Here is a 26346-nt window from a genome sequence, read left to right as displayed (position 1 = left end):
AGAAGACCGCACCTCGTTTCGAGGTGCGGTCTTCAACGCCTCTTGTAGAAGATCAACGCGAGCGGCAGCGACGACGCGTTGGAGGGCACGAAGCTCAGGCGAAACACGTCCGAGCGAACGTTCCAAAGGACCTCCGGTACGGCCGAATCCTTCAAGGCCTGCCCGTCGCCGACGAGCAATTGAGAGCGGCGTTCGCCGTCCACGACGAACACGCTTCCTCGGTACGCTCCGCCCCTCGCCGACGCGGCCAGCACGAGGTCGCTCGCGCCCGCAAATTCGAACTCGTACGACAGGCCGTAATTCCCGGCGAGCCGCTGGACTTCGCCCGTCAAAGCGTCCACGCCGACGAGCACCGGATCGGGACCGCCGCCGATCACGAGACGCGACGGCACGCTGGAGACATTCACCCGAAGCGTCCTCACCGCGTTCGGAAACGTTCCTCGTTGATGGTTGGCGTCCCGTGGCAACACCGGAAGGGTCGGCAGAAGCGCGGCGGCGTTTCGAGCGTCTCTCGCCGAAAGCAGGACGACGCTGAGCTCCAGCGGCGCTTGCGTCTCGACGTCCAGCATAACGCTCGCCACGCCGCTCGGAGCGACGATGCCAGAGTCGAACAACACCGCCGTCGCGCTCGGCGGCACGACGCGGCTCGGAAGCGGACCGGACGCGAAAAAGCGAAGCAAAGTCTGCTGCCCGATGACGGGATCGGCTCCCCGCGTGATCGCGCTGCCTCGCCGCAGCGTCGTGAACGTCACGTCCTGCGCGCCCGAAGGACGCGCGAGGATCAGCACGCGGGCGTCCTCCCGCAGTCCGTTCGCGTGGTACGCGACGACGCGCGCCTTTCCCGTCACGACGTCTCGGTACAACACGCCGGGCGACCTCGGCGTTTCCGGAGAATCCGAGAACAGCAGGGGAAACGACTCGCTCGCTTGCGGCTCGGGCGTCAGGAGGGGATACGACAAGATCCCCGGCGCGCGCGGCGACGTCTGCGCGAGCGAAACTCCACCGAACGCGAGCGTGCCGAGCGACGCGGCCACGAGGACGAAACGGCGAAGCATACGCCGGAAGGATACGCCGTTTGCACGAGCGCGCCCTTCATGACGTCTTGCTAGACTTGGGCGTTATGCTGCTCGCCCTGCAAGACGTCCACAAGGAGTACGGCCATCACGTCGTTCTGAACGGCGCGACCCTCACGATTCGAGCGGGAGACCGCGTCGCCCTCGTCGGTCGCAACGGGGCGGGCAAGACGACGCTGTTGCGCCTGCTCACGGGCGAGGACCACCCGGACTCGGGAGACGTGCGGCGAGCGGCGGACGTGCGCGTCGCTTCCTTGCGCCAAGACCCCGTCTTCCCGGCGGGCGCCATCGTGCAAGACGTCTTGGAGGCGGCTTTTCACGAACTCGACGCCCTCGAAGCCGAGTTGAACGAAGCGTCCGCCGCCATGGCGACGGGCAGTGACGAGGCCATTCACCGACACGAGGAGCTGCTGGAGCACTTCATGCGCCGCGGCGGCTTCGAGCGTCGCTCGCGGCGAGACGCCGCCGCCCTCGCGTTCGGCTTTCGCGGACGCGAGCACGAGAAGGTCGACGGACTCAGTGGCGGCGAGCGAACGCGCCTCGGTCTCGCCGCGCTCGTCATCACGAGTCCCGACGTTCTGCTGCTCGACGAGCCGACCAACCACCTCGACATCGTGATGATCGAGTGGCTCGAAGGCTTCTTGAGTCGCTACCAAGGCGCGGTGCTGCTCGTGTCGCACGATCGCGCCTTCCTCGATGCCGTCGCGACGAGCACCGCTTACCTGCGTGGCGGCGAACTCAAGCTCTATCCCGGCAATTACTCGAAGTTTCGCGAGCTCGTCGAGGCGGAAGCCGAGCAGCAAGCGGCGCGTTACGAGCAAGAGCAGGCGGCGATCGGCGACCTCGAGAAGTCGGCGGCGAGAATGAAGATTTGGGGTCTGGGCATGGCGAAGCTCGCTCGCCGCGCCCGCGCCATGGAGTCGCGCTTGGAGCGGATGAAGGCCGCCGCCACGGGGGCCCCGCCCCCCGAGGAGCGGACCGCGCGCATCACCTTCTATGCCCCTGAAAGCGGCGAACTGGTCCTCGACGCGTCGCACCTCACGAAGTCCCTCGGCGGACGCACCCTTTTCCGCGACGTTCGCGCGACGATTCGGCGCGGTGAGCGCGTCGCTCTCATCGGACGAAATGGAGCGGGCAAGACGACCTTCTTGCGCGGTCTGCTCGGCTTGACCGCCTCCGACGATCCGAGAAGCGAGGTTCGCACCGGAGCGCGCGTCAAAGTCGGGTACTACGATCAGCAACTGCGCGGCGTCGATCCTGACCGGACGCTGTACGAGGAGGCGCGCGAGTACACCCACAAGGACACCGAGGCGCACAACCTCCTGGGAACCTTCCTGTTTCCGTACGACGCGCACGACAAGAAAGTGCGCGTCTTGTCGGGCGGTGAGCGGGCGCGACTCGCGCTTCTGAAACTCGCGCAGGAAGACAACAACCTGCTCGTGCTGGACGAGCCGAGCAACCACCTCGACATGGAGATGCTCGAAAGCCTCGAAGCGGCCCTCGACGACTACAGCGGCACCCTCCTGATGGTCAGTCACGACCGCCGTCTCATCGAGAATCTCGCCGATCGCATTTGGCTGCTCGAAGACGGGCGCTTCTACGAGTACCCCGGCGGGTACGGATACTACAAGCAAAAGCACGTCGTGGCAGGTCAGGGAGACGTGAAGGCGAAGGTGGACACGCGCGAGAAGCGCAGCGGTCCGAGCTTGTGGCACCTCAAGCGCAAAGCCGAGACGCTGGAGGCGGAAGTGAACGCCGCCGAGCACAAGCTCTCGGCGGCGCAAGCGGCGTTGGATTCGGCGGGAGAAGGAGCGGACTGGGCGGCGCTCGGGGAAAACGTCGCTGCGGCCGAGGCGGCCTTGCTCGCGAAGATGGAAGAGTGGGAAGCGGCCGTGGGGGACATCGAGCAGCGCGAACGGTCGAACGCTTGAAGTTCGGCTCAGTTCACGATGCGCAGCAGCAGGACTTGTTGATCCTCGACGATGTCCGAGGCACCGTGCAAGGCGAATTGGTACGCGTGTCCGTCGTGGCGAACCCAGATGCTTCCGTTTTGCGCCACTTGGCATGAAATGGGATCGCCCGCCTTCATCCATCCCAGCGAGCCCCCGGCGACGTGACCGACAACACCCTGCTCGAAATTGCCCGCTTCGCACAGAATCACAACTTCCATGGGCGAAGTTTACGAAGCGCCCGTGCCGATCCGACGAGACTTTTCTAAAGTTGGGCGCCCGCGGCGTCCATTATTCATTCGCATAATTTTGAGGAACAAAGCGGGAGGATCGCGCCTGTGCTACCCTCCCGCCTTCAAGCACCTCAGGCGCCGAGTTCGCGCGTCAGGACGACGTCGAGCACGCCCGGGTTGGCCGCGCCTCCGCTCGCCTTCATCACCTGCCCCACGAAAAAGCCCTTCAGGCCCAACCTTCCGCCACGAAACGCCTCGACCTTGTCGGGATTCGCCGCCAGCACCTCGCGCACGAGGCGGACGAGCTCGCCTTCGTCGCTCACTTGACGCAGACCCTCGCGCTCCACGATGACGCCGGGATCCTCGCCGCTTTCTTGGGCTTTGGCGAGGACGTCCTTGGCGATGCGGGCCGTGATGACGCCTTCCTCGATCAACTTCACGAGGCCCGCGAGGCCCTCGGGCGTCACGCGGTTGGTGTCCTCGCGAATGGCCGACCCGAGGTCGTTCACGACCCAACTCGCGAACTTGTCGAGCTCCCCGACGTTCGCGGCGAGCTCCAGAAACGCGGCGAGCTTCGGTTCGCGGGCCAACACGCGCGCTTCCGCCTCGCCGACGCCGCCCGCCACGAAGCGCTCGAACTCCGCTTGCTGCTCGGCGCCGAGCGCCACCTCGACCTTCGCGGGTTTGACTTCCTTGGCCTTCTTGGCGTCGGGCTTCTTGGCTTCCGCCTTTGCCGCCCTGGCTTCGACTTCCTTGCTCCACGTGTCCTTGAGCGTCACGATGCGGTCGAACACGAGCGCGTCCTCACGGCTGTCCACGGGGTCGCGCCAAAAGTAGCCTTGCCGCTCGAACTGGTACCGCGTGTCGGCGGGATGCCAACGAACGCTCGGCTCCACGAAACCTCGCGTCACGACGAGACTGTCGGGATTCACGAGCGTCAGGAAGTCGATCTCCTCGCCTTCCTCGTCCTCTTCGTTCTCGGGATGCGCCACGGTGAACAGGCGGTCGTACAAGCGGAACTCGGCGGGCACACCGTGCTCGGCGCTCACCCAATGGATGACGCCCTTGGCCGACGCGTCCTTTCCGAGCAGGGTGCAGCGCAAGGCGACCACTTCGCCGCTTTCGTCACGCTCCACGTCGTCGCAGCGAATCACGCCCGCCTCGCGCAAGCGTACCGTTCCGCCGAGCGTGAGACGCTTGAAGCCCTTCGGCGGGTCGAGAGAGAAGTCGTCGCGTTCAATGTAGACCTCGCGTCCGAACGGTACGTCGCGCACGGCGCTTTCCGGCGCGGCCCGCTCGCCGCTCGGCGTGGGCACGAGTCCGTCGGGCGAGTCGCGCACGACGTCGAACGGCCAGAAGGGGACGCTCAGGACTGTCGTCTCCTCGACGTTCGACAGCACGACCTTCAACGGCTTTGCGACCGCCATGACGCGCGGCGCGCGGTGGTTGAGGTCGTCACGAACCGCGTGCTCCAGCAGCGCGATGTCCACCGTGCGGTTCGTGCGGCTCACCCCGATTTGCGAAGCGAAGGTGCGAATGGCGTCGGGGGTCACGCCCCTGCGGCGCTGAGCGGCGATGGTGGGCATGCGAGGATCGTCCCAACCGCTCACGAGGCCGCCTTCCACGAGGCGTCGCAACTTTCGCTTGCTCACCACCGTGTACTCGAGGCTGCGACGCCCGAACTCGTACTGATGCGGCCTCGGCTTGCCCGCGAACAACTGCTCCATAAGCCAGTCGTAAATCGCGCGGTTGTCGACGTACTCCAAGCTGCACAGCGAGTGCGTCACGCCTTCCAGCGCGTCTTGCAGCGGATGCTGAAAGTCGTACATCGGGTAGATGCACCACGCGTTTCCCGCGCGGTAGTGCTCGGCGTACATGATGCGGTACAGCACGGGGTCGCGCAGCTTCATGTTGGGCGAGCTCAAGTCGATCTTCGCCCGCAAGACGTGCTCGCCTTCCTTGAACTCTCCGGCGCGCATGCGCGCGAAAAGGCCGAGGTTCTCCTCGACGGAGCGCTCTCGGTACGGACTCGCCGTGCCCGGCGTGTCCACCGTACCGCGCAAACGCTGCATCTCCTCTTGAGGCACCGAGTCGACGTACGCCAAGCCACGGCGAATGAGTTCGCGCGCGTACTCGTAGTACGTCTCGAAGTAATCCGAGGCGAAGAAGAGCTTGTCGTTCCAGTCCCATCCCAACCACTTCACGTCGCGCTGCAAACCCTCGGCGAACTCCATGCTTTCCGCCTCGGGGTTGGTGTCGTCCATGCGCAAGTGACAACGACCGCCGAAATCGACGGCCATGCCGAAATCCAGCGAGCACGCGAAGGCGTGCCCGAGGTGCATGTACCCGTTCGGTTCGGGTGGAAACCGCGTGACGATGCTCTTGACCTTGCCGCTGGCGAGATCGTCGTGCATGACGTCCGTGATGAAGTTCGGACTCACGAGGTGACGGGGAAGGGTCGGGGAAGTCATGACGGGAGGATACCGCATCCCCCCGACGTCAAATCTCGAAGTCCTTGCCCTTCGGTCCTTCGAAGCGGTCCTTCAAGAAGCGGCCGTTCGCGAGCAGATCTTGGCCTTCGGCTTTCGCGGCGGCGGCGAGGATGTCGGTCACGCCGCGCTCCAGCAAGTCGAGTTGCTCCAGCAGGAGGTCTTTGCCCGTCTTGCCTTCGTCGAGGGGCGTGGTGTCGGCGAGCGAACGCGGCAGGCGCGCGTAGGCGGCCACCACGCCCGGCAGATAGTCGTCGATCGTTTGGCGCAACAAGAAGGCGTGCTCGCCCTCGGTACGGCCTCGGGCCTTGAGATAAGCGTTCGTCTCGTCGACGCGGGCGCCGAGCGTACGAATCTTGGCGGCCGCTTCGGGAGGCAGAAGCGCGCCGTGGGCGCGTAGAACGCCTTCCACGCTGGGCGAGACGGGCACGGACACCGCGCCGACTTCGCCGGAGTGCGGCGCGAAATCCGGCAGAACGGCCGCCGTGGACGCGCGCTTGCCCGGTCGCTCGGTCGGTTGTTCGACGCGGACGGGCGCGCCTTCGCGCGTGGCGCTGCGAACGTCACGCAAAAACGATTCGAGTTGCGCGGAGAATTCGCGCGACGCCTGCCCGAACTCCATGCGCGGCTCGACGGCGTGGGGCAATCCGGGAACTTGCGGCGCTCGGGGCGGCAGGGACGGCGGCTTGGGAATTTGAACGGTGGCGCGGCGAATGCTGCGGGCGGTGGTACGTCCCACAAGGCGCACGAGGAAGAACGCGAGCACCAAGGCGAAGATGCCCGCCTTCGAAAAGGTCAGCAAGATCATGAAGGGGACGCTGAGGGCGATGACGGCAGGGTGCCAGGGTCGTCCTCGCTTGGCATCCTTGTCGACGAGGGACATCAGGATGATGAAGACGATCAGCAGGGTGATGAGCATCAACATTCTCGGCGAACTCCTTGAAGCGAGTACCCGAGTCGAAGGAAAAAAAAGCGTCGCTCGGGAAACGGCGCGGGACGGTCCCGCTTGTCTCTACGATACGACGTGGCACTGCGAGAAGTTTCAGCCGAAAGGACGAGACGAGCAGACCTTCAGGACGCGGCGGCTTCGGGAAGCCACGCCGAGCGCTCGGGCGCCGCGATCGGTTCCCACAGCAAGCCGAGCACCTCGGCGCGTTCGTGCAGCAAGGCGTTCAAGAACGTGTCGAAGCCGCGCGCGCCCCCGTCGATCACGCGCCGCACCTCGTCACCCGTGAGGTCGCGGCCCGCGAGCTGGACGCACACGCCTTGCAAGGCCGCTCGCACCGCCGACGTGTCGACATGGCGAGCGGTCAAGAGAGGTTCGAGGGTCGTCTTCGCTTCTTCGCACACCGTCCGTAGCCACATATATAAACGCTACTCGCCGAGCGGGCTTCTTCTGCAAGAAATCGCTTGCAGTTCATATACATGACGTTCTGGAAGACTTGAAACGTAAAGATCGCTCGAAGCTCGGCCTGACGAGCTTGACTTTCAAGGTGTCTCGAGGACGGCGGGAACGTGAGGGTCGTGGTGGTGGCGACGCGTCGATCCCGCTACCGTGTCGCCATGACGACATCGACGCGTTCCTCGCAGGAGACGCCCGACGTCACGGTTCGCCGCGTCACGAGCGCGTCGGACGCGGCGATCGAGGCGTTCGGCGAGCTGCAAAACCGCGTGTACTTCGAGCCTGACGCCCTCATTCCCGCACGCTACATCGGCTTCATGCTGCAAGGGCGAGGAGGCGAGCGAGAGAACTTCTTGATCGTGGCGGAACGCGCGGGCCGCGTGGTCGGCGGAACGCTCTTCCACTTTCTCGGCGCGGCGGACACCGGGTTTTCGAGCTTCATGGCCGTCGCGCCCGAAGCGCGCGGCGCCGGCGTCGCGCGCGCGCTTCACGACGCGCGCTTCGCCGCTTTGCGCGAGGCGTCCGCGACGATTCGCGGCGTGTTCATCGACGTCGTCGCGCCCGAGCGCCTCGGCGACGAGGAGCGAGCGGCGGAAGCGCGCGTCGGCATGGACCCGCGTGCGCGACGTGCGATTTTCGCTCGGCTGGGCTTTCGGCGAGTGGACGTGCGTTACGAACAGCCCGTCGGCGGAGAGGACGGCGGACCCGTGACGAACATGGACTTGCTGTTCTGCCCGGCCGAGCCAGCCGAGGAGGTCGACGTGGAGCTCGTGGTGGCCACCATGCGCGCCTACTGGTCGCCTTGGCTGGGCGCGCCTGCCGCAGAGCGGCACGCGGACGAGCTGCGGCGGCGCGCCGAGGGGCGTTCGCGCTTCATGCTGTCCACGCCGTGACGCTTCAAGCTTTCAGTGGCCGACGCCAACGCGTCCCCGCCCTGCCCGCTTGGCCTCGTACAACGCCTCGTCGGCCCGCGCGAACAGGGACTCCGCCGTGTCGCCGGGACGCGACACCGCGATGCCGAAACTCGCCGTGACGACGCCGATGCCGGGATGTGCGTGCGCCGCGAGCGCGCGTCTGAGCGCCTCGGCGGCTTGCATAGCGCTTCGCTCGTCGCCGTGAGGCAGTAGCACCATGAACTCCTCGCCGCCCCAGCGGCCCAGGCGTGCGCCGTACGAGAGGGTGACGCTCATGACGTCGGCCGTTTGGCGCAAGACCGCGTCACCCGCCGCGTGGCCGTGGCGGTCGTTGACGTCCTTGAAGTGATCGAGGTCGAGCAGCAGGGCCGCGACGCGGTCGCCCTCCGAGAGGTGTTGCGACAGCCACACGGCGAGCTGGCGGCGGTTGGGCAACTCGGTGAGGGCGTCGCGAAAGGCGTCTTGCGCCGCCAGGGACGCGGCGCGCATGGCGACGAGGTACTCGCGGTGCAGGCGCCCGAGAAGCGCGAACAGCGTGACGTACGTCGCGTGCGAAAGCAGAATCTGCACGAGCGGGCTGAGGGCGGCGGCCCGCTCGCTCGGAGAGGACACGGCGACGTACACGCCGCACACGACGATGGTCGCGGCGTACACGCCGAGCGAGGCGAGCAAGGCCTTGCGGCCCGTGAAGACCAGAAAAGCCGCGACGTACGCCAACGGCAGCCACGGTACGTACGATCCCATGCCGAACACCGGATCACGGTCGAGCAGCAGACCGTCGGCGAGCGTGGCGATGCTGCTCGTCGAACTCAAGGCGAAGTACGTGATGGCGACGGCCGTCGTGTGCCGCGGGCGACTTCTCAACCACAGGCACAGCCCGGTCGTCCACGAGCTCAAGAAGGCCAGGCCCGTCAAATCGGACGTTTCCCATTGCTGGACGATGCCCACCAGCAAGGTGGCGAGGGCGGCGACGACCGATACCGAGAGGATGCCGAGCAGGGTCGCGCGCCGGAAACGCGCTTCCAAGGTGAGGCTGTCCTCGTGAAAGGTCACACTCCAAACTAGCTGCCCTTCTCTTACAGTTTTCTCACATCAGCGAGGAATGCCCGCCTCCGCGAACGTTCGCATTTCACGAAGAGTCGCTGCGGCCGCCCGCAACAACGGCACGGCCAAGGCCCCGCCCGTTCCTTCGCCGAGCCGCAGTCCGAGGTCGAACATCGGCGAGAGGGTCAGGGCGTTCAGTTGAGCGCGGTGGCCGCGCTCCGCGCACAGCCCAGCCGCGAACAAGAACGCCTGGAAGTTCGGCGCGAGCCGAGCGGCGACGAGGGCCGCCGCGCCCTCCACGAATCCGTCGAGGATCACCGCCTTGCGGCACGCCGCGCCTTGCAACATCACGCCGACCATCGCCGCGATCTCGAAACCGCCGAGGTCCGCCAGCACTTCCATCGGATCGTCCGCCGAACTCGCGCCACGCGACAACGCCGCCTCCACCACCTCGACCTTGCGTGTCCAGCGCTCGTCGTCGATGCCCGTGCCGCGTCCCGTCACGGCTTCCGGCGAAAGACGCAGCAAGCGCGCCGTCACCGCCGCGGCGGGCGTCGTGTTCCCGATGCCCATTTCGCCCGCTACGAGAAGGTCCGCGCCTCCTTCGACCGCGCTTCGCGCGACGTCCGCTCCCAAAAGGACGGCGCGCAACGTCTCGCTTCGCGTCATCGCGCTTTCCACGCGAATGTTGCGCGCACCGAGCCGCACGGGCGCGTTCACGAGCGACGGATGAGGCGCGAGCGTTGTGGCGACCCCGACGTTCAAGATCGTCACGGAGGCGTTCACGCTGCGAGCGATCGCGTTGACGGCCGCGTGACCGCTCAGGAACGCGTTGACCATGGCGGGAGTGACCTCGCTGGGATAAGCGCTCACGCCTTCACGCGTCACTTCGTGGTCGCCCACGCACACGATGACCGCCGCGCCTCTCGGATCGGGCGTCGGTTCGCCGAAGACGCCCGCCAAGCGCGCGGAAATGTCCTCCAACTGCCCGAGCGCCCCGGCGGGCTTCGTCAGTTCGGCTTGCCGAGCGTACGCGGCCCGCGACGCGGCTTCGTCGAAGGCGGGAATGGAGGAGAGGAGACGCTCGAACGACGATTCGAGCGCGTCGGAAGCAACATCGATCACCTCGGCATGGTCGTGCATCGCCCGTGCCCGCTTCAAGAGGCGGCCACGAGGGCGAGCAACACGGAGATCTCCGTCACCTCGACGATCGCCCCGTACACGTCTCCGCCGATGCCGCCACCGAGACGACCGGCGCAAAACCGCGCGACGACGAGGGCGGCGCCGAGGGCCACGCTCGCCGCCGTGATCGCCTGCCACCAACCGCCCGCCAACAACGCGGCGGGCGCGGCGACGATCACCGCGACGGGCCACCACCCCTCACGTGACCGCGCTCCCAGCGACTCGGCGCGCGCCGCCGGAAAAAAGTTCATCGGAGCGAGCAGCGCGGCCCGCGCGAACACGGCCGCCACGACGATCCACCCTGGATGCGGCGACGCTCCCAGCAAGCTCCACTTCATCAACAGCGAGGTGACGCCCGCCGCGAGTCCGAACGCGCCGACGTGCACGTCCGACAGGATTTCTACGCGCCGACGCGGCGTCTTCATCGCGAACACCGCATCGGAGGCGTCCACGAGTCCGTCGAAGTGCAACATGCCCGTGACGGTCAGCCACGCGATCAGCGCGAGCGCCGCGCCGACGCCGCTCGGCAGCGTCGACGTGACGAGCAGCGCGAGCGCCACGCCGCCCCCCACGACGTACCCCGCCAGCGGATAAAAGCCGCTCGCCCGCGCGAACTCGCCGTCGCGCACCTCGCCGACGTGCGGCAAGGGCAACGTCGTCAGGAACGTCAAGGCGAGGTGCGCGGCGCGCGACACGGTCCGCAAAGTAGAAAGCACGCCCAGCATCCTAGACGATCGATTCGTCTCGTCTGCACTTTTCACCCACGTCGCCCGCGAGCCGAGTACACTCGAAGTGTCCGTTCGACTTCAATTCGCGGCCCTTTCGACGTCCCGAGGGACGACGTGCTCGTTTCGTGTTCGCGGCTCGGTGGCTCTTTTTTTGGGAGGTGACGATGATGCGGTGGGTTCGACATCAAATGAAGGCATTTCTGCATTGGCTGTTGCGAGACGGTTCCTTGGGCGACTCCGAAGGCTTTTGGGACTTCGACCAACCTGACCTCGACCCGGCGCTCGTAGAACGCGTGCGCCGCGAACAGACGATGCGTCACGCCTGAACGCGAATCAAAGCTCCAAGTCGAGCAAGAGGGGCGGCGGCGCGTCCGTCTCGCGCCGCGTCTCTTCCTCGGGTGCGAGCACCGCCCGCGCCTCTTCGCGCACGGCGTTGGAAGTCGAGCTCGCCACGGCGCTGCGGCGCGCCGCCCCGATGATCACGGCGACGTCCTGCTCGCTCAGGATATTCTTGTCTTGAAGAACGCTCATCAAGGCGAGGGCGAGCTTGCGGGCGAACACGGCGTCTTGCAAAATCGCCTCGAGGTCGGGAGTGGGCGTCGTCATGCGATCACCCTAAGGGATGCGGGCGCCTCCGAACGTGAGGGGCGCCCGTGGGCGTCACTTCTTTTGAGCCAACCCCGGAATGCGCAGGCCGCCCTTGCCGTCCCAACCTTTGAAGGCGTAGAAGCGGCCCGGCTGACTCGTCGCGAGGTAATCCGAGAGAGGGTCGCGCATCGGCGGCGACTCGAGGCGCGCGAGGATCTCGTCTTGCGTGAAGAAGCGCGCGTCCACGATGAACCCATCGGGGTCCGCCGGATTCAGCAAGCCTTCCCAGCGCGCCTCGAAGACGATCGCGATCGCCCGCTCGCTGCGGCGCTCGTCCTCGATGTGCACGCAGTACGCCATGTGCTGAATCGCCGTGACGCGCAAGCCCGTCTCCTCGAAGATTTCGCGAATCATCGCTTCCGGCGCCGTCTCGCCCGCCTCGACCATGCCGCCCGGCAACGTGTACCGCACGCGGCCCGCGCCTTGCCAATCGTTGCCCACGAGCAGCACGCGTCCCGCGCGGTCGCGCAAAATGGCTGCGGCGACGAGCAGGTCACGGCGAGGCACTACCGCCCCCTCGGTGACGACTCGCCCGTCGCCTCGCCGCTCGCCAACTCGACGAGCATTCGCTCGCGCTCGGCGCGCAGGAGCGCGTCCACGATCGGCGCGAGTTCACCCGCCATGACACGCGCCAGCGGAAAGTTCTTGTCGTCCCCGGCAAGACGGTGGTCCGTCACGCGGTCCTGCGGATAGTTGTACGTGCGGATCTTCTCGCTGCGCTCGCCGGTCCCGACTTGGGCTTGTCGGATCGCCCGCTCGCTCGCCTCGCGCGCGATACGGGCACGCTCGGCCAAGCGCGCCCGTAAGATCGCCAAGGCCTTCTCGCGGTTCTTGATCTGGCTGCGCGACTCCTGGCACACCACGATGATCTCTTCGGGCGTACCCACGCGGTACGCGGCGCGCACGGCCGAATCCGTCGTGTTCACACCCTGGCCGCCCGCACCTTGCGAGCGGAACACGTCGATGCGCACCTCCGACGCATCGAGCTCCACCTCGGCGTCCTCGACTTCCGCCAGAACCGCGACCGTCACGGTGGACGTGTGAATGCGTCCTTGCGCTTCCGTGGCGGGAACGCGCTGCACGCGGTGAACGCCACGCTCGAACTTGAACGCCCGAAAAGCGTATTCGCCCGTGACTTCCGCCACGAGCGATTTCAGCCCGCCCAAGTCGGATTCGTGCGCGTCGAGCACCGTCACCTTCAAATTCGCGTTTTCCGCGTACCGACCGTACATACGCAGCAAGTCCGCCGCGAACAGCGCCGCCTCGTCGCCGCCGGCGCCCGCCCGCAACTCCAAGATCGCGCCGCTCGCGTCGTGCGGATCCGACGGAAGCAGCAGCACCTCCAACTCCGCCTCGACGTCTCGCAGGCGAGCCTCCACGGTATGCAAGTCCGAGGCGGCGAGCTCGCTCATCTCCGGGTCGGTCAAAAGCTCCAAGTTCTCCAAGCGAGCGCGAGACAAGCGTTCGCGCTCGTCGTGTAGGGAAACGATGCGCCCGAGCTCGCTGTGACGCCGAGACAAGGACAGCAACCGGGCGGGATCCGTAAGGACGTCCGGATTGGAAAGGTCACGTTCGACGCGTTGGTATTCGTGGACGAGGTCGGCAAGTCGGTCGCTTAACACGAACCCCGACCCTCGAGGAACCACTCGGCGAGAAGAACGAAAGAAACACCGTGCAACATGCTGTCTAGTGTAGCCGACCCTTTCGCGTGACCTCGCGGCGAAGGGCACGAAGCTTCCCCGCCCGTCGGGACTCGGGAAAGCTCCGCCGAAAGCAATGAGGGTCTTATACTCGCTGCATGCCCAACACTCTTCATCTCGGCATGCTCGGGGGCGGCACGGTCGGCGCGGGCGTGCTGCGTTTGCTCCGCGAACGTGAAAACCGTCTCGCCGCCCTCGGCACCCGCTTTCATTTGCGCGGCGTCCTTGTGCGTGACGTCGTCAAACCGCGCGACGTGCCCGAGGGAACGCCGATCACGACGAATCCCGAGTTTCTGCGTGACTGTGACGTCATCGTGGAGCTCATGGGCGGCGTGGACCGACCGCTGGAGTTGATCCTGCCGCACTTGCAAGCGGGCAAGCCGGTCGTGACGGCGAACAAGGCGATGCTCGCCGAACGTTGGGAAGTTCTGCGTTCCTTCGTGGAGGCGGGCCTCGTACACTACGAAGCGTCGGTCATGGCGGGCACGCCCGTTCTGACGCCGCTCGCGACGGTGCTGCGCGGCAGCCGCGTCACGCACTTGCAAGCCATCCTCAACGGAACGTGCAACTTCATCTTGTCGCGCATGGAGGAAGGCGGCTCGTACGAGGACGCCTTGAAAGAAGCGCAACGCCTCGGTTACGCCGAGGAAGACCCCACGCTAGACGTCGGCGGATTCGACGCGGCGCACAAGCTGACGGTCCTCGCGCGCCTCGTCGGCGATCCCGGCTTTCGCTTCGAGGACGTGTCCGTGACGGGCATCGACACGCTCACGCTCGACGACGTTCGCACGGCCGCCGCGAAAGGTGAACGAATCAAGCTCGTCGGGGAGTTCGTGCGCAAAGGCGAGACGTGGAGCGCCGCCGTCGCGCCGCGACGCCTGCCTGCCGACCACCCGCTGTGCTCGGCGGGCGCGAGCCGCAACGCTCTGTGGCTCTCGGGCGAAGGATGCGGCGAACTCTTCTTCTCGGGGGGCGGCGCGGGCGGTCTCGTCACGGCGAGCGCCGTCGTCGGCGACCTGTTCAGCGTCGTGTCGAACGTGCCCGGTCAGCGGCCCCTGCCTCGTCCCAGCGCGGCCGAGTGGTGAGCCTCTCGGCGCCGAGTCGCTCAAGACTGTCTCAGCTTCCTGCTTGAAGCGTCCTCGCGCTCCTCATGGCGACCTCCACGACCCTGGTTCGTGGAGGTCGTACATGCGCAACCCCCTCGCTGCTTTGTCGCTCGCCTTGCTGCTCGGCGTGCCGAGCTTCGCTCAATCGAACACGCAAACTCCGGCGCCGCCCAGCACGGTTCAATCCGCCGCGCCCCTGCCTGCCGCCGAACAGGCGCTCGTCGGCGTCATCGACCAAGCCCTCGCCGGCGTGCTGTACATCGAGACGTACTCCAACCAGACGGCGGCCACGACGCGGCAAGCGCCCTTCTCCAGCCCGCTGTTCAACGATCCCAACGGCCCCGACGCGCCTCAAGCGAGCGGCAGCGGCTTTTTCGTGAATGCTGCGGGCTACGCGCTCACGAACTACCACGTCGTCGAAGGAGCGTCACGCCTCACCGTGCGCCTGCGCGACGGCAACCAGACCTTCGACGCCCGTGTCGTCGGAACGGCGCCCGATTACGACTTGGCGCTCCTCCAAGTGCAAGGCGTGCCCGCCGCGCAGATTCGGCCGCTCACCCTCGCTTCGGGCGAGAACTTGCGCGTCGGTCAGACGACGATCGCGCTCGGCGCTCCCTTCGGCTTTCAGTTCACGGCGACTTCGGGCATCGTCTCGGCGGTCGAACGCACGATTCCGACCGGCGTGCGCAGCATCGCTCAGCGCGCCATCCAAACGGACGCGGCCATCAACCCCGGCAACTCGGGCGGGCCGCTCGTCAACTCGGCGGGACAAGTGATCGGCATCAACACGCAAATCATCAATCCCAACGGCGGACCCTCGGACATCGGCACGAACATCGGCCTTGGCTTCGCGATTCCGATCGACACGGCCGCCCGCCTCCTGCCGCGTCTGCAAGCCGGTGAAACGATCGTCGGGCCGATCATCGGCGTGGCCCTCGCGCCCTTCGAGCTCGGCGAACTCACGCAGCAAGCGCGCACCCAGTACAACTTGCCGAGCGAAGGCGCGCTTATCTCGCAAGTCACCCCGAACTCGCCGGCGTCCACGGCGGGGTTGCGCGGCGGGACCCAGCGGCAAAGCACCCCGTACGGAGCGGTCTTCTTCGGCGGAGACGTCATCACGGCGGTAGACGGCCGCGCGGTTCGAACCCCCGACGAGCTTCGCGAGTACCTGTTCGGCCGTCGCGCGGGCGACATCGTGCAGCTCACCATCCGGCGCGGCAGCGAAACCCTCACGGTTCCCGTGACCCTCGCGGCGGGAACACCGCCGGCCACGAACCGCTAACCTTCGCCATCTTCACGGTTCCTTCCGCCGAAACTCGCTAGCGTGCTCGGCGGGAGGGCACCTATGAAGGCCATCTGGAACGGAGCGATCATCGCGAGCAGCCCCGACACGATCGTCGTGGAAGGCAACCATTACTTTCCGCGCGAAGCCGTGAACGAGGCGTACCTCAAGCCCAGCTCGACGCACACGATTTGCCCGTGGAAGGGCACGGCGAGCTACTACAGCCTGGATGTCGAGGGGCAGCGCAATCCTGACGCGGCGTGGTACTACCCCGAGCCCAAGGACGCCGCGCGCGAGATTCGCGGTCGCGTCGCCTTTTGGCGCGGCGTGCAAGTCGTGCCCGATTGAGCGCCCTCGATCAACGCTCCTTGAAACGACTGGAGTCCGGCGAGCCCTCGTCCTCGTTACCGTGACCTCATGGACGATACGCGCTTGGAAAACATTCCGCCGCTCGGTCGTAGCGTCGAGGACGTCGAGGCCGACACGCAAAACCGCGTCAATCCGCCCGCTCGTGACAACGCGAGCGGCGCGGGTGACACGAACAGCACGAACGTCGTCGCGCCCTTGCCGATCGTGAATCCCTCGGCGACGGGCGTGCAAGGAACGGTGACGAGCCACGGCGCCCCCATCATCGGAACGTACGCGGCGGGCACGAACTTCGCGGCGCTTCAAAGAGACGAAGCGGATCCGACGACGGCGAAAGGCGTCGCGGCGAACGACTCCACGGACGACAGCCAAGCCTGAGGAGCCTCGACGCTCAACGTGTCTTGACGCGACTCGCAGCGACGCCGCTTCAAGGCGGCGTACCCTGCGGTCATGGACGACGATACGCGCTTGGAAAACATTCCGCCACTCGGTCGCAGCGTCGAGGACGTCGAGGCCGACACGCAAAACCGCGTCAATCCGCCCGCTCAGGACAACGCGAGCGGCGCGGGTGACACGAATTTCGTCGCGCCCATTCCCGTCGTGAACCCCAGCGCGCAAGGCGTGCAAGGCACCGTCGCCGGAACGGGCGCTCCGATCATCGGGGCGTACGGCGTCGTGGACGACTTCGCGGACGGTCAATTGCGCGGCGAGCGCGACGGACGCGGCGGCGTCAACGAGAGCCGCACGAACGACGAGGTGACCGACAACTCGCAAGGGTGAACGCTCGGCGCTTTCACGGCGCACCAACCTCGCCGCACGACACGCGCAGCACGCTTCCAATCGGTACGACGCCGAGCAGGGACTGCTGCGCGCGCACGTTCACGCCCGCGTGTCCGTTCGCGCACGGCGGTCCGTCCTCCACGCTCAGCAACCGCACCTCGTACAAAGAGGCGAGGGCCCCCTGGCGTGCTTCGAGCGCCCGCACCGCCTCCGCGACGCCTCGCCGCTGATCCGCCGTGAGGTTCAGCAGGAAGCGCGTTTGCGCCGAGGTGTTGAGGAAGCGAACGGCGCCCGCGAAGGCGAGGACGACGAGGATCGCCACGAAGATCGTGCGGACGCGGGACGACGAAAGCATGGCCGCGTTATAGCGCTTGAGCGAGATCGCGCGGGCGGTACGCGATCGCCTCCGCGAGGTGCGCTTCCGTGAGGCGATCGTCTCCCGCAAGATCCGCGATCGTACGCGCGACGCGCAGCACGCGGTCGAAGCCACGTCCGGTGAGCGCCAGGCTACGGGCGGCGGCCCGAGCGAACGTTTCCGGGCCGCCGTCGAGCGCGGTGTGCTCGCGCAAGGCCGCGCCCGCCAGAAGGCTGTTCCGCTCGCCTTGCCGATCCGTCATGCGCGCCCTGGCGTGCCGCACCCGCTCACGAACGACGACGCTGCGCTCGCCGATGGGCGCGCGCGTGAGATCGTCGACGGTGAGCCTGGGCACGCTCACGACGAGGTCCACGCGGTCGAGCAGCGGTCCGCTGATTCGCGCCGCGTAGCGCGCTCGCTGAGACGGCGTGCAGGTACAGGAGCGCTCGGGATCGCCGAGGTGGCCGCACGGACAAGGATTCATCGCCGCGATGAGCTGGAATCGCGCCGGGTACGTGACGCTCACCCGCGCGCGGCTGATGGTGACGGTTCCGTCCTCGAGCGGTTGGCGCAAAGCTTCGATGGCGTCTCGGTCGAACTCCGGAAACTCGTCGAGGAAGAGCACGCCACGGTGCGCGAGGCTGACTTCGCCGGGCTTGGGAATGCTTCCGCCTCCGATGAGACCTGCGCTCGACACGCTGGCGTGCGGCGCACGGTACGGCGGGTCGAGGCGCATGCCGCTGCGGCTCGTCAAGAGGCCCGCCGCGCTGTGAACGCGCGTCACCTCCAAGGCTTCCGAGCGCGTGAGGAGCGGCAGCAAGGACGATGCTCGCCGCGCGAGCATCGTCTTGCCGCTGCCGGGACTGCCGATCAAGAGCAAGTTGTGCCCGCCCGCCAACGCGATTTCCAAGGCGCGCTTCGCGCCGCCTTGCCCTTTGATGTCGCTCAGGCACAGCACGTCTTCGTCCAATGGCGGCGGTGGCGGCGGGGCCGCGCGGTGCAACGGGAGTTCCCCGATGAGGTGCCGCACGACTTCGAGCAGGGTGGGCGCGCCGAACACTCGCACGTCCTCGATGAGGGCCGCTTCGAGCGCGCTCGCCTCGGGCACGATGACGTCGAGGTCGAGTTCGTCGGCTTTCAAGGCGAGGTTGACGGCGCCCGGAACGGGCCTCAAGCTTCCGTCCAGGGCGAGTTCTCCCGCGATAATGTGACCTTCGAGCGCTTGGATTGGCACGAGGCCTTGCGCGGCAAGCACGCCCAAGGCAATCGGCAAGTCGAACAGCGGGCCTTCCTTGCGCAAGTCCGCCGGAGCGAGGTTGACGGTGATACGGGCGGCCGGAAACGGCAAGGCCGAATTGCGAATGGCGGCGCGAACGCGTTCGCGCGCCTCGCTGACAGCCTGGTCGGGCAAGCCGACGATGTTGAAGGCGGGCAGACCGGACGAGACGTCGACTTCGACGGTGATCGGAACGGCGTCGACTCCGACGAGCGCGACGGATGTGACGGTGGCGAGCATTCAGGCGCTCCGTGAAAGGAAACGGGAAGGAATCGGCATGTCGGGCCACCTTAAGTTTGCTCGGTGAAGGCGCGCTAAATCACGCCTTATAGTTTGATGCGTCCGCGGCGACGAAACAATTCGACGGCGACGGGCACGAAGGACGCGACGAAGATCACGCCGACGACCACCAGAATGTACTTGTCGAGGATGTGCGGCGGCAGCACGCGACCGAGCAGGAAGCCCGCCAGGGGCACGCCGCCTGCCCACAGCACGGCGCCGAGGACGTTGAGGAGCGTGAACGAGGCGAAGTTCATGCCGCTCGCGCCCGCCATGGTGGGCACGAAGGTCCGCACGATGGGCACGAAACGCGAAATCAGCAGCGTTTGCACGCCGTAGCGCTCGAAGTAGCCGCGCGCCAAATCGACGTAGTCGGGCTTGAAGAAGCGAGACCCGGGACGCGAGAAGAGCGGCGGGCCGAATCGGCGACCGAGCAGGTAGCCCACGGTGTTCCCGACGACCGCGCCGACGAAGCACACGAGCATGACCGCGACGATGTGCAAATCGCCGCGGGCCGCGAACAGCCCCGCCGTGAGCAGCAGCGTATCGCCCGGCAAGAAGAAGCCCGCGAGCAACCCCGTCTCCGCGAACAAAATGGCCCCGAGGCCGACGTAAGAAAACGTTTGGATAAGGTACGTCGGGTCGAGAAAGGAGCCGTTCACCCGCCCAGTGTACCCGAGGATCTCGAGGGGCGGAAACGTCGGGGGAGAGCCCACGAAAAGAACGAAGGGAAGCAAAAGAACGCCTCGAAAGGCGTTCTGTGGTCGCATGGCTTGAACAGCTCAGGCTTGTGGGCGCTTGTCTTCGTTGCCCGCGAGTTCCGGAGTGGGCGCGATGACCGTTCGCTCGATGGGTTGCGTGCGAACGGGCTCATGTACGGGCTCGTCCTTGAAGGACGACTCCAACTCTTCCTTCAGGCCCGACGTGCCCCGACGAAACTCGCGGATGCCTTGACCGAGGCTCTTACCGAGTTCGGGCAGCTTCTTCGGACCGAAGATGACGAGGGCGACGACCAGAATGACGATGATTTCCATAGGACCAAGTCCGAACATAGGGACCTCCAGGGTCATTGATTCGAGCGGGCGAGCCGGGGAAAAGTTCCAAGACCTTTCGATTGTACTCGCGATGCCGCCCGACAAAAGTCATCTCACCCGAAGGCTCGCAAGATTCCGTTCATGAAAGCCACGTAGAGCGTTCCGTCCATGACGAGCGGCGTCGCCTGCACGCCCTCGGGGCAGTCGGCTCGCCACAGGACGTCTCCCGTCCTCGCGTCGAGCGCGAGGACGTCGCCCGCCTCGCTCGCCACGTAAACGGCGCCCTCGGCGAGCACGGGACTGGCCGTGACGCGCCCCGCGAGCTTGCGCGACCACAACTCGTCCGCGTCGCGCAGCGAGAGGGCGTGCAACGTGCCGCTCCACGTCGCGAGGTACACCCGTCCGTTCGCGACGGCTGCGGACGCCCACACTTCGTCCTCCAAGTCGTAGGTCCACAAAAGCGGTTCGGGCGCGAGGGCGGGACGGCCTCCTTGCAGCACGAGGTGCAGCGCGTGCGTCTCGCCCTTCCACGTTGGAACGATCAGGGCGGCTTCGCGCGGTCCGAGCGACGCGAGCGCGGGCGTGGCGTGCGTCGTGGAGAGCTGCACCTTCCATAACGGCGCGCCGAGCGTCGCGTCGACGGCGTGCACCCACCCTTCCTCATCGGCCACGAAGGCCGCGCCCGCCCATAGCACCGGGGACGCAGCGATGGGCGCGCCGCCTCGATACGCCCACCGCAACTCGCCTTTGTCGGCCGAGACGCAGTGCAGATGCCCGTCACGCGAAGTCACGAGGTACAAGCCGTTCCAAGGCGTGGGCGCCCCGGTGATCTCGGCGCGCGTACGGTGCCGCCAGCGTTCCAGGCCGCTGCGCGTCTCGACTTCGCGCAAGGTGCCGTCCCACGCTCCGTACACCACGCTGTCGCGCAGCAGCGTGACGGGCGCGGTGACCTCGTCGGCGGCGGGCAACTCCGCGAAGCGCCGCCCCGCGTGGTCCACGAGGCACAGCTTGCCTTTGCGCGTCCCGACGGCGACGAGCGAGCGCGATCCGGTGACGGCGGACGGCCAAGTGACGTCGCCGCCGAGTTGCAGACTCCAGCGCTCCGTCACACCGCGCGGATCGCTCGGTCCGCCTCGGTGCGCGCCCGTGCGCGTTCGTCCGCCGCGAAAGTGGCCGCTCGACACGTCGCGCGCCTCCTCGTCGCGCGCGAGTTCCAAAAGCCGGGCGACTTCCTCGCCGCGTTCGGGACGCCGAGCAGGCGTCTTGTGCAAAAGCCGCAGCAGCACGCGCGCCACGGTGTCGGGCACGGCGGGATTGACGTCCTGCGGAGGGGGCGGCGCCTCGTACACGTGTTGAAAGAGAATGCCCGAGTCGTTTTCGCCGTCGAAGGGCGGGCGACCGGTCGCGACGCGGTACAGCACCGCTCCGAGCGCGTACAGGTCGCTGTGCGGCCCGACCGCGCCGCCCTTGGCTTGTTCGGGCGCCATGTAATGCGGCGTGCCGAGCGTGTACCCCGCCCGGGTGAGGTCGCGCGTGCCCTCGGAGACGTACACGAGGCCGAAGTCCATGACGCGCGGCACGCCGTCCTCGCCGAGCAGGATGTTGTGTGGTGTGAGGTCGCGGTGTACGACGCCGAGGGCGTGCACGAAGTCGAGGGTGCGCGCCACGAGAATCGCCGCGTCGAAGAAGCGCGCCAGGGTTTCGGGCGTGTCGTCGAGCGGCCCGAGGACGCTGAGCGGCCCGCCGAGCAGCAACTGCATCGCGAAGAAGAGACGTCCGTCCGCGTCGTGCCCGAGGTCGTGGATGGCGACGATGCCGGGATGCGAAATGCGCGCCAGCGTGCGGATTTCGCGCTCGAAGCGGTGGCGGTCGCTGTCCGAGACGCGGTCGCGCAAGAGCTTCACGGCGACGTCGCGTCCGAGGACGGTGTCGCGCGCGCGGTAAACGCGGGCGCTGCCACCTTCGCCGATCAGGCCGCCGAGCTCGTAACGCCCGGCGAGCAGCGCCTTGGCGTTCGTTGTCTGCTCCATGAAGGCAGTGTACCGAAGGCGCGGGTGAGTCGAAACGAGAAAAGGCGCACTGCCGACGTGCGCCTCGTTCCAAGCCGACTTTCAGTCGTCCTTGATGTCCTCGTCTTCCAGCAAAGCTCGGTACTCTTCGGTGGACTCGCCGCCCGCTTCCAAGTCCTTGGCGATCTTCTCGATCGCGAGCCGCACGACTTCGCTCTTTGAAATGAGACGCTCGGGGCTCGACAGTTCGTAAGCGGTTTTCGTCAGAAGAGCGTCTTGCTCTTCTGAAATCACCACTTGTAGGCGTTTGCGTTCTTTCTTCGGCATGACCGACCCCCAAAGCACTCGCGGCGAGGAGGAAACGAGGTAGCGAGCCGCGCGGTGTCGTTCGCTGACGCTGAAAATCACGACTGCATCTTCAGCTTGAGCGTTCCTAGCCTAGCACGCTCTTTACGCACGCTCAACACGATGCACCAAGAAAGCCATAGACGCACGTGAGTACGATGTGTAACATACGTGGGAGCGCTCTTGGCGCTTTCAACTCGAAACCTCAGGGTCGCCTCATTCAGTGGGACCGACCCTTCCCGAAAGGAATGCCAGTGTCTCAACTCGCGCCCCTCGTGATCCTCGGCGGCTCACCCTTAGAAGGCGAAATCGCCGTTCAACCCAGCAAGAACGCCGCGCTTCCCATCATCGTCGCCTCCCTGCTCTCGAGCGAACCGATCACCTTGCACGGCATTCCGCGCCTCTCGGATATCCACACCATTCTCGACATCGTCGCGTCGCTCGGGACCCGCTTCGAGTGGATCGGCCCGAACTCGGTCGTCCTGCACACGCCGCACCTGACGTCCGTCGAAACGCCGTACGCTCTCGTCAGCAAGATGCGCGCTTCGTTCATCGTGATGGGAGCGCTTCTTTCGCGCGCGGGCGAAGCCAAGGTCAGCTTGCCGGGCGGCTGCGCCTTCGGTTACCGTCCCGTCGATCAGCACCTCAAGGCCTTCCGCGCGATCGGCGTCACCCTCACCGAGGACGCGGGCTCCTTCTCGGCCACGCGGCCCCAGCCTCTCACGGGCGGCTACGTCTTCGAGATGCTGACGGTGGGCGGCACGCAAAACGCCATTCTCGCCGCCGTGCTCGGCGAAGGCACGGTTCGCCTCGAAAACGCCTCGATCGACACGGACGTCGCCGACATGGTGAACTTCCTCAACTCGCTTGGAGCGCGCATCACGGGCGCGGGCACGCACACCATCGTCGTCGAAGGCGTCGAGAAGCTTTCGGGCGGCGAGTACACCGTCATTCCCGACCGCATCGAAGCGGGCACGTGGATGATCGCGGCGGCCGCGACGCGCTCGAAACTCGCCCTCACGAACGTTCACCCTGCCCACCTGCGCGCGCTGAGCGGCAAGTTGCAGGAGATGGGCGCGCAAGTCCTCGAAGGCGAGCGGACCCTGCTCGTCGACGCGCGAGCGAGCTTGGTGCCGACGAACGTCACCACCGCTGCCTTTCCCGGCTTCCCGACGGACATCCAGCCTCAAATGGCCGCGCTGCTCGCCACGGTCGAGGGAACGAGCGCCGTCACCGATCCCGTGTACCCCGATCGTCTCACGCACGTCGCGCCGCTCGTACGCATGGGCGCCGACATCAGCGTGATGGACCACACGCAAGTCATTCGCGGCGGCACGTTGCTGCACGGCGCCCACGTCCGCGCCGCCGACATTCGCGCGGGCGCCGCGCTCTTCGTGGCCGCCCTCGCCGCTCAAGGAGAGACCGTCATCGACGGAATGCAGTACATCAACCGCGGGTACGAGCGGATCGCGGAGCGCTTGAAAAGCATCGGCGCGAACGTGCGGCAAGACGAAGCGGTGTTCGCCACGGCGATGGACTGAGGCGTTCGAGGCGGACACGCGCCCAGCTGGGCGCGTGCCCGCCTCGCCGTTCGGAAATGCTCTAGACTGCCCTCATGCTTTCAGGCAATCTCGCGGACTTCGCCCTGCTCGACGTGATGCAACTGCTGCTCACGAGCGGACGGTCGGGGAAGTTGCACATCGATCATCCTCGCGGTGGTGACGTGTGGTTGACGAGCGGCGACGTCGTGCATGCGAGCGCCCTCGGCCGCACCGGCGATGAAGCGCTCAGCCTCATCGCCAGCCTCATCGAAGGGCGCTTCAACTTCGACCAGAACGCCGTGGCGCCCGCACGCACCGTGAACATACGTCGCGAAGCCCTGCTCACCCGCTTGCTCACGGAGAGCGACGCGTGGCAACCGCTCGACAAGGCCTTTCCCGATTGGACGACCCCGCTGCGGTTCACGGGCGGTTGGAGCGACCAGACGCGCGTGACACGCAAGCAGTACAAAGCGCTTTCGCTGGTTGGACGCGGAGGGCTCGACGTCATGGTGGGCGCTTCGCCGCTGCCACCCCGCGAATTGCTGGAGACGCTCCTGCCCTTCTGGCAGGCGGGCAAATTGGAATACGTCGCTTGAACGGCGCACTCCTGGCCGCGTCGCTCTGACTCGACGGGCTCCGTGCGCTCCACCGCTTTGACGAAGGCGCTCGCTCGGCCAGTGCCCCGAAGGTCTTTGCGCACTTGATACGTGGAAAGCCTCGCCATTCTCGAACACCGGGAAAGCTTCTTCACCAAGCTCGTGAATCAGGATTAGAACGAATGGGGCGCCCACCAAGGTGGGCACCCCATCCTTGCCGTCAAACGATGCTCAGCGGTCCTCACGGCGTGTGAACCATGTCGCTGCAGCCAGCAAGAACAACACGCTCGACACGACCGCGAGTCCGATCAACAGGGTCGCCTCGCTCGGCACGCTGCCTTGGAGCAAGCTCGGCACGAGGCCGCGTGCGTGTGTCGGCCATTCCCACGGCAGCACCATCCAAACGTCCCTCCAACGCAAGACGCTCGGCAGGAGTTGCCCTGCCATCAAGCCGACGACGCCCACGAGAACGGACGCGCCGACGCCTCGCCACCCGCCGATCCACAAGTGCAGGGCGACGAGCGGCAAGCTGACCAGCCACAGCAACCCGGCGATCCCCGCGAAGGCGACGAGCGGAATGTCTCCCGCTCCCAGGACGACCAAGCCGCCCAACACGGTCGCGACGAACAGCAGGACGTGGGCGAGCAGCGTCACGAGCGCGACGAAGGTGAATTTCGCGAGCCACAGCGACGCGGGCGACGTCGGGCGAGCGCGAAGCGCTCTCCACGTACCCATACGATTTTCGAGGTCGGCGGCCATGCCGCTCACGACGGCGGTTCCGAAGACGCTCCACATCGACGACCACACGGCGGCCAGGAGGAAGACCGCGAACGCCCAGCGCCCGCCGAGTCGCGTGGCGTCGTCGCCCGTCGCTTGACGCGCCGCGAAGAGTGCCAGGGCCGCGAAGCCGAGCGCGGCGATCAGCGGAATGACGACGACGGCGGTACGGCGAAACTTCAGCCACTCCACGTTCACGAGCGACCCGAACGAGCCGCGCGAAGCGATCGACAGCGAAGGAGGCGTCATGCCAAGACCTCGGGTCGAGAGACGAAATTCGGCGAGGGCGCGTCGATGAGGTCGAGGAAGGCGCTTTCGAGGTCGTCACCGAAGTACGCTAGGCCCCGCACATCGAAACCGGCGTTCACGACGGCGGCGATGACGCTCGCCGCCGCGTGCGCCTCGACGGGAATCAGCAGCCGCTCTCCTTCGACGCGGCCCCCCGAGAGATCGGGCCGTGAGGCCGCCAAGGCCGTCCACACTCGGGCCGCGTTCGCCACGGTCAGTTCCAAACGGCCGCCCTTGCGCGCCAAAAGAGCGTCGAGCGGCCCCTCGTACTTCACGCGGCCCTTGTCGATCACCCCGACGTGCGTCGCCATCTGCGACACCTCGGCGAGCAAGTGGCTCGAGACGAGCACGGTGATGCCTTGCTGCGGCAAGTCGCGGATGAGTTCGCGCATCTCCACGATGCCGACCGGGTCGAGTCCGTTGGTGGGCTCGTCGAGAATCAGGAACTCCGGCGCGTTCAGGAGCGCGATGCCCAGCCCGAGCCGTTGCTTCATGCCGAGGCTGTACTGGCCTGCCCGCTTGTTCGCCGCGTCTGCGAGGCCGACTTGCCGCAAGACGTCGTGCACGCGCGCGGCGGGCAAGCCGAGCATCCCGGCATGCACGAGCAAGTTCTCCGTGCCCGAGAGATGCGCGTACAAGGCGGGCGCTTCGATGAGGGCGCCGACACGAGTCAGAGCGCCGCGCGACCACGGCCGTTCGAACAAGTCCACGCGACCGCCCGACGGGCTCAGCAAGCCGAGCAGCAACTTGAGGGTCGTGGTTTTTCCTGCGCCGTTCGGCCCGAGCAGGCCGTACACGGTGCCGCGCTCCACGGCGAGGTTCACGTGATCCACGGACACCTGCGCGCCGAAGCGCTTCGTGAGGTCGCGAGTTTGTGCAACGAACGTCGTCATGCTTTCATTGTGCGGCCCTCGCTGCCTCGGAACATCCGCCTAAAGGTGCAGTTCGTC

General features: G+C 66.6%; 29 protein-coding genes. 10 read left to right on the top strand and 19 right to left on the bottom strand.

The window, feature by feature from the left end; all coding sequences use genetic code 11:
• Positions 1 to 32: 32 nt before the first annotated feature.
• Complete coding sequence (locus tag DES52_RS12800) at positions 33 to 1055, bottom strand: hypothetical protein (protein ID WP_110887190.1); 1023 nt, start codon at positions 1053 to 1055, stop codon at positions 33 to 35.
• A 65-nt stretch (positions 1056 to 1120) separates the two neighbouring features.
• On the opposite strand from DES52_RS12800, the gene abc-f reads away from it, so the two are divergent.
• The gene (abc-f, locus tag DES52_RS12795) at positions 1121 to 3004 is read left to right on the top strand and encodes a ribosomal protection-like ABC-F family protein (RefSeq protein ID WP_110887189.1); all 1884 of its coding nucleotides are present in this window, start codon (positions 1121 to 1123) and stop codon (positions 3002 to 3004) included.
• An 8-nt stretch (positions 3005 to 3012) separates the two neighbouring features.
• Here the strand turns inward: abc-f and DES52_RS12790 are convergent, their stop codons facing one another.
• From DES52_RS12790 to DES52_RS12775, 4 genes are all read right to left on the bottom strand, one after another.
• Positions 3013 to 3243 (bottom strand): hypothetical protein, encoded by a 231-nt coding sequence (locus DES52_RS12790; RefSeq protein ID WP_146237281.1) that lies wholly within the window; start codon positions 3241 to 3243, stop codon positions 3013 to 3015.
• A 143-nt stretch (positions 3244 to 3386) separates the two neighbouring features.
• Positions 3387 to 5726: a glutamine--tRNA ligase/YqeY domain fusion protein gene (locus tag DES52_RS12785; protein WP_110887187.1), complete on the bottom strand. Its 2340-nt coding sequence runs from the start codon at positions 5724 to 5726 to the stop codon at positions 3387 to 3389.
• 28 nt (positions 5727 to 5754) lie between these two features.
• Complete coding sequence (locus DES52_RS12780) at positions 5755 to 6669, bottom strand: hypothetical protein (RefSeq protein ID WP_110887186.1); 915 nt, start codon at positions 6667 to 6669, stop codon at positions 5755 to 5757.
• Between the two features lie 146 nt (positions 6670 to 6815).
• The gene (locus tag DES52_RS12775) at positions 6816 to 7109 is read right to left on the bottom strand and encodes a hypothetical protein (protein ID WP_110887185.1); all 294 of its coding nucleotides are present in this window, start codon (positions 7107 to 7109) and stop codon (positions 6816 to 6818) included.
• 198 nt (positions 7110 to 7307) lie between these two features.
• Here DES52_RS12775 and DES52_RS12770 point away from each other — a divergent pair, with 198 nt between their 5' ends.
• The gene (locus tag DES52_RS12770) at positions 7308 to 8039 is read left to right on the top strand and encodes a GNAT family N-acetyltransferase (RefSeq protein WP_110887232.1); all 732 of its coding nucleotides are present in this window, start codon (positions 7308 to 7310) and stop codon (positions 8037 to 8039) included.
• Positions 8040 to 8051: 12 nt separating this feature from the next.
• On the opposite strand, the gene DES52_RS12765 is transcribed toward DES52_RS12770, so the two are convergent.
• Genes DES52_RS12765 through DES52_RS12755 form a run of 3 tightly spaced genes read right to left on the bottom strand, consistent with a single transcriptional unit; the run spans position 8052 to position 11011 of the window.
• A complete protein-coding gene (locus DES52_RS12765; RefSeq protein ID WP_110887184.1) occupies positions 8052 to 9113 on the bottom strand; it encodes a GGDEF domain-containing protein in 1062 nt (353 codons plus the stop codon).
• A 39-nt stretch (positions 9114 to 9152) separates the two neighbouring features.
• Positions 9153 to 10229, bottom strand: coding sequence for a nicotinate-nucleotide--dimethylbenzimidazole phosphoribosyltransferase (cobT, locus tag DES52_RS12760; RefSeq protein WP_245900977.1), 1077 nt, complete (start codon positions 10227 to 10229; stop codon positions 9153 to 9155).
• A 32-nt stretch (positions 10230 to 10261) separates the two neighbouring features.
• A complete protein-coding gene (locus DES52_RS12755) occupies positions 10262 to 11011 on the bottom strand; it encodes an adenosylcobinamide-GDP ribazoletransferase (RefSeq protein ID WP_110887182.1) in 750 nt (249 codons plus the stop codon).
• 191 nt (positions 11012 to 11202) lie between these two features.
• Between DES52_RS12755 and DES52_RS22980 the strand changes: the two genes are divergently transcribed.
• Entirely contained in the window at positions 11203 to 11340 is a 138-nt protein-coding gene (locus tag DES52_RS22980; RefSeq protein ID WP_170131041.1) for a hypothetical protein, read from the top strand.
• A gap of 7 nt (positions 11341 to 11347) precedes the next feature.
• Here DES52_RS22980 and DES52_RS12745 read toward each other — a convergent pair whose 3' ends face one another.
• Genes DES52_RS12745 through prfA form a run of 3 tightly spaced genes read right to left on the bottom strand, consistent with a single transcriptional unit; the run spans position 11348 to position 13284 of the window.
• A complete protein-coding gene (locus DES52_RS12745; RefSeq protein WP_110887180.1) occupies positions 11348 to 11620 on the bottom strand; it encodes a hypothetical protein in 273 nt (90 codons plus the stop codon).
• Between the two features lie 54 nt (positions 11621 to 11674).
• Positions 11675 to 12169, bottom strand: coding sequence for an NUDIX hydrolase (locus DES52_RS12740; RefSeq protein ID WP_110887179.1), 495 nt, complete (start codon positions 12167 to 12169; stop codon positions 11675 to 11677).
• The gene (gene prfA, locus DES52_RS12735) at positions 12169 to 13284 is read right to left on the bottom strand and encodes a peptide chain release factor 1 (RefSeq protein ID WP_110887178.1); all 1116 of its coding nucleotides are present in this window, start codon (positions 13282 to 13284) and stop codon (positions 12169 to 12171) included. The genes DES52_RS12740 and prfA overlap by 1 nt, the downstream gene beginning before the upstream one ends.
• A 176-nt stretch (positions 13285 to 13460) precedes the next feature.
• Here prfA and DES52_RS12730 point away from each other — a divergent pair, with 176 nt between their 5' ends.
• From DES52_RS12730 to DES52_RS12710, 5 genes are all read left to right on the top strand, one after another.
• Positions 13461 to 14447 (top strand): homoserine dehydrogenase, encoded by a 987-nt coding sequence (locus DES52_RS12730; RefSeq protein ID WP_110887177.1) that lies wholly within the window; start codon positions 13461 to 13463, stop codon positions 14445 to 14447.
• 103 nt (positions 14448 to 14550) lie between these two features.
• Entirely contained in the window at positions 14551 to 15750 is a 1200-nt protein-coding gene (locus DES52_RS12725; RefSeq protein WP_110887176.1) for a S1C family serine protease, read from the top strand.
• A gap of 63 nt (positions 15751 to 15813) precedes the next feature.
• Entirely contained in the window at positions 15814 to 16098 is a 285-nt protein-coding gene (locus DES52_RS12720) for a DUF427 domain-containing protein (protein ID WP_110887175.1), read from the top strand.
• A 69-nt stretch (positions 16099 to 16167) separates the two neighbouring features.
• Positions 16168 to 16494, top strand: a complete 327-nt coding sequence (locus tag DES52_RS12715; RefSeq protein ID WP_110887174.1) for a hypothetical protein — start codon at positions 16168 to 16170, stop codon at positions 16492 to 16494.
• A gap of 72 nt (positions 16495 to 16566) precedes the next feature.
• The gene (locus DES52_RS12710) at positions 16567 to 16896 is read left to right on the top strand and encodes a hypothetical protein (protein ID WP_110887173.1); all 330 of its coding nucleotides are present in this window, start codon (positions 16567 to 16569) and stop codon (positions 16894 to 16896) included.
• Between the two features lie 13 nt (positions 16897 to 16909).
• Here DES52_RS12710 and DES52_RS12705 read toward each other — a convergent pair whose 3' ends face one another.
• The 6 genes from DES52_RS12705 to DES52_RS12680 all read right to left on the bottom strand — a co-directional run bounded on the left by DES52_RS12705 (position 16910) and on the right by DES52_RS12680 (position 22176).
• Positions 16910 to 17251: a hypothetical protein gene (locus DES52_RS12705; protein ID WP_110887172.1), complete on the bottom strand. Its 342-nt coding sequence runs from the start codon at positions 17249 to 17251 to the stop codon at positions 16910 to 16912.
• A gap of 7 nt (positions 17252 to 17258) precedes the next feature.
• Positions 17259 to 18767, bottom strand: a complete 1509-nt coding sequence (locus DES52_RS12700) for a YifB family Mg chelatase-like AAA ATPase (RefSeq protein ID WP_110887171.1) — start codon at positions 18765 to 18767, stop codon at positions 17259 to 17261.
• Between the two features lie 86 nt (positions 18768 to 18853).
• Complete coding sequence (locus DES52_RS12695) at positions 18854 to 19468, bottom strand: DedA family protein (protein WP_245900972.1); 615 nt, start codon at positions 19466 to 19468, stop codon at positions 18854 to 18856.
• A 120-nt stretch (positions 19469 to 19588) separates the two neighbouring features.
• The gene (locus DES52_RS12690) at positions 19589 to 19858 is read right to left on the bottom strand and encodes a Sec-independent protein translocase subunit TatA/TatB (protein WP_110887169.1); all 270 of its coding nucleotides are present in this window, start codon (positions 19856 to 19858) and stop codon (positions 19589 to 19591) included.
• Between the two features lie 95 nt (positions 19859 to 19953).
• Positions 19954 to 21870 carry a serine/threonine-protein kinase gene (locus DES52_RS12685; RefSeq protein WP_110887168.1) on the bottom strand — a complete coding sequence of 639 codons (1917 nt, stop codon included), beginning with the start codon at positions 21868 to 21870 and terminating at the stop codon, positions 19954 to 19956.
• An 81-nt stretch (positions 21871 to 21951) separates the two neighbouring features.
• Positions 21952 to 22176: a transcriptional regulator gene (locus DES52_RS12680; protein ID WP_110887231.1), complete on the bottom strand. Its 225-nt coding sequence runs from the start codon at positions 22174 to 22176 to the stop codon at positions 21952 to 21954.
• A gap of 266 nt (positions 22177 to 22442) precedes the next feature.
• Between DES52_RS12680 and murA the strand changes: the two genes are divergently transcribed.
• Together murA and DES52_RS12670 are read left to right on the top strand one after the other, a co-directional pair.
• On the top strand, positions 22443 to 23735 hold the full coding sequence (gene murA, locus DES52_RS12675; protein WP_110887167.1) for a UDP-N-acetylglucosamine 1-carboxyvinyltransferase: 1293 nt from the start codon (positions 22443 to 22445) through the stop codon (positions 23733 to 23735).
• 74 nt (positions 23736 to 23809) lie between these two features.
• A complete protein-coding gene (locus DES52_RS12670) occupies positions 23810 to 24331 on the top strand; it encodes a DUF4388 domain-containing protein (protein WP_110887166.1) in 522 nt (173 codons plus the stop codon).
• Between the two features lie 231 nt (positions 24332 to 24562).
• Here the strand turns inward: DES52_RS12670 and DES52_RS12665 are convergent, their stop codons facing one another.
• Both DES52_RS12665 and DES52_RS12660 read right to left on the bottom strand, forming a co-directional pair.
• Positions 24563 to 25357 carry an ABC transporter permease gene (locus DES52_RS12665; RefSeq protein ID WP_110887165.1) on the bottom strand — a complete coding sequence of 265 codons (795 nt, stop codon included), beginning with the start codon at positions 25355 to 25357 and terminating at the stop codon, positions 24563 to 24565.
• Complete coding sequence (locus DES52_RS12660; RefSeq protein WP_110887164.1) at positions 25354 to 26289, bottom strand: ATP-binding cassette domain-containing protein; 936 nt, start codon at positions 26287 to 26289, stop codon at positions 25354 to 25356. Before DES52_RS12660 ends, DES52_RS12665 begins: the two co-directional genes overlap by 4 nt.
• Positions 26290 to 26346: the final 57 nt, after the last annotated feature.

The organism is Deinococcus yavapaiensis KR-236, from assembly GCF_003217515.1.
In the GTDB taxonomy this organism is placed as follows: Bacteria; Deinococcota; Deinococci; order Deinococcales; family Deinococcaceae; genus Deinococcus_A; species Deinococcus_A yavapaiensis.
This window is presented reverse-complemented; position numbering and strand designations above follow the sequence as displayed.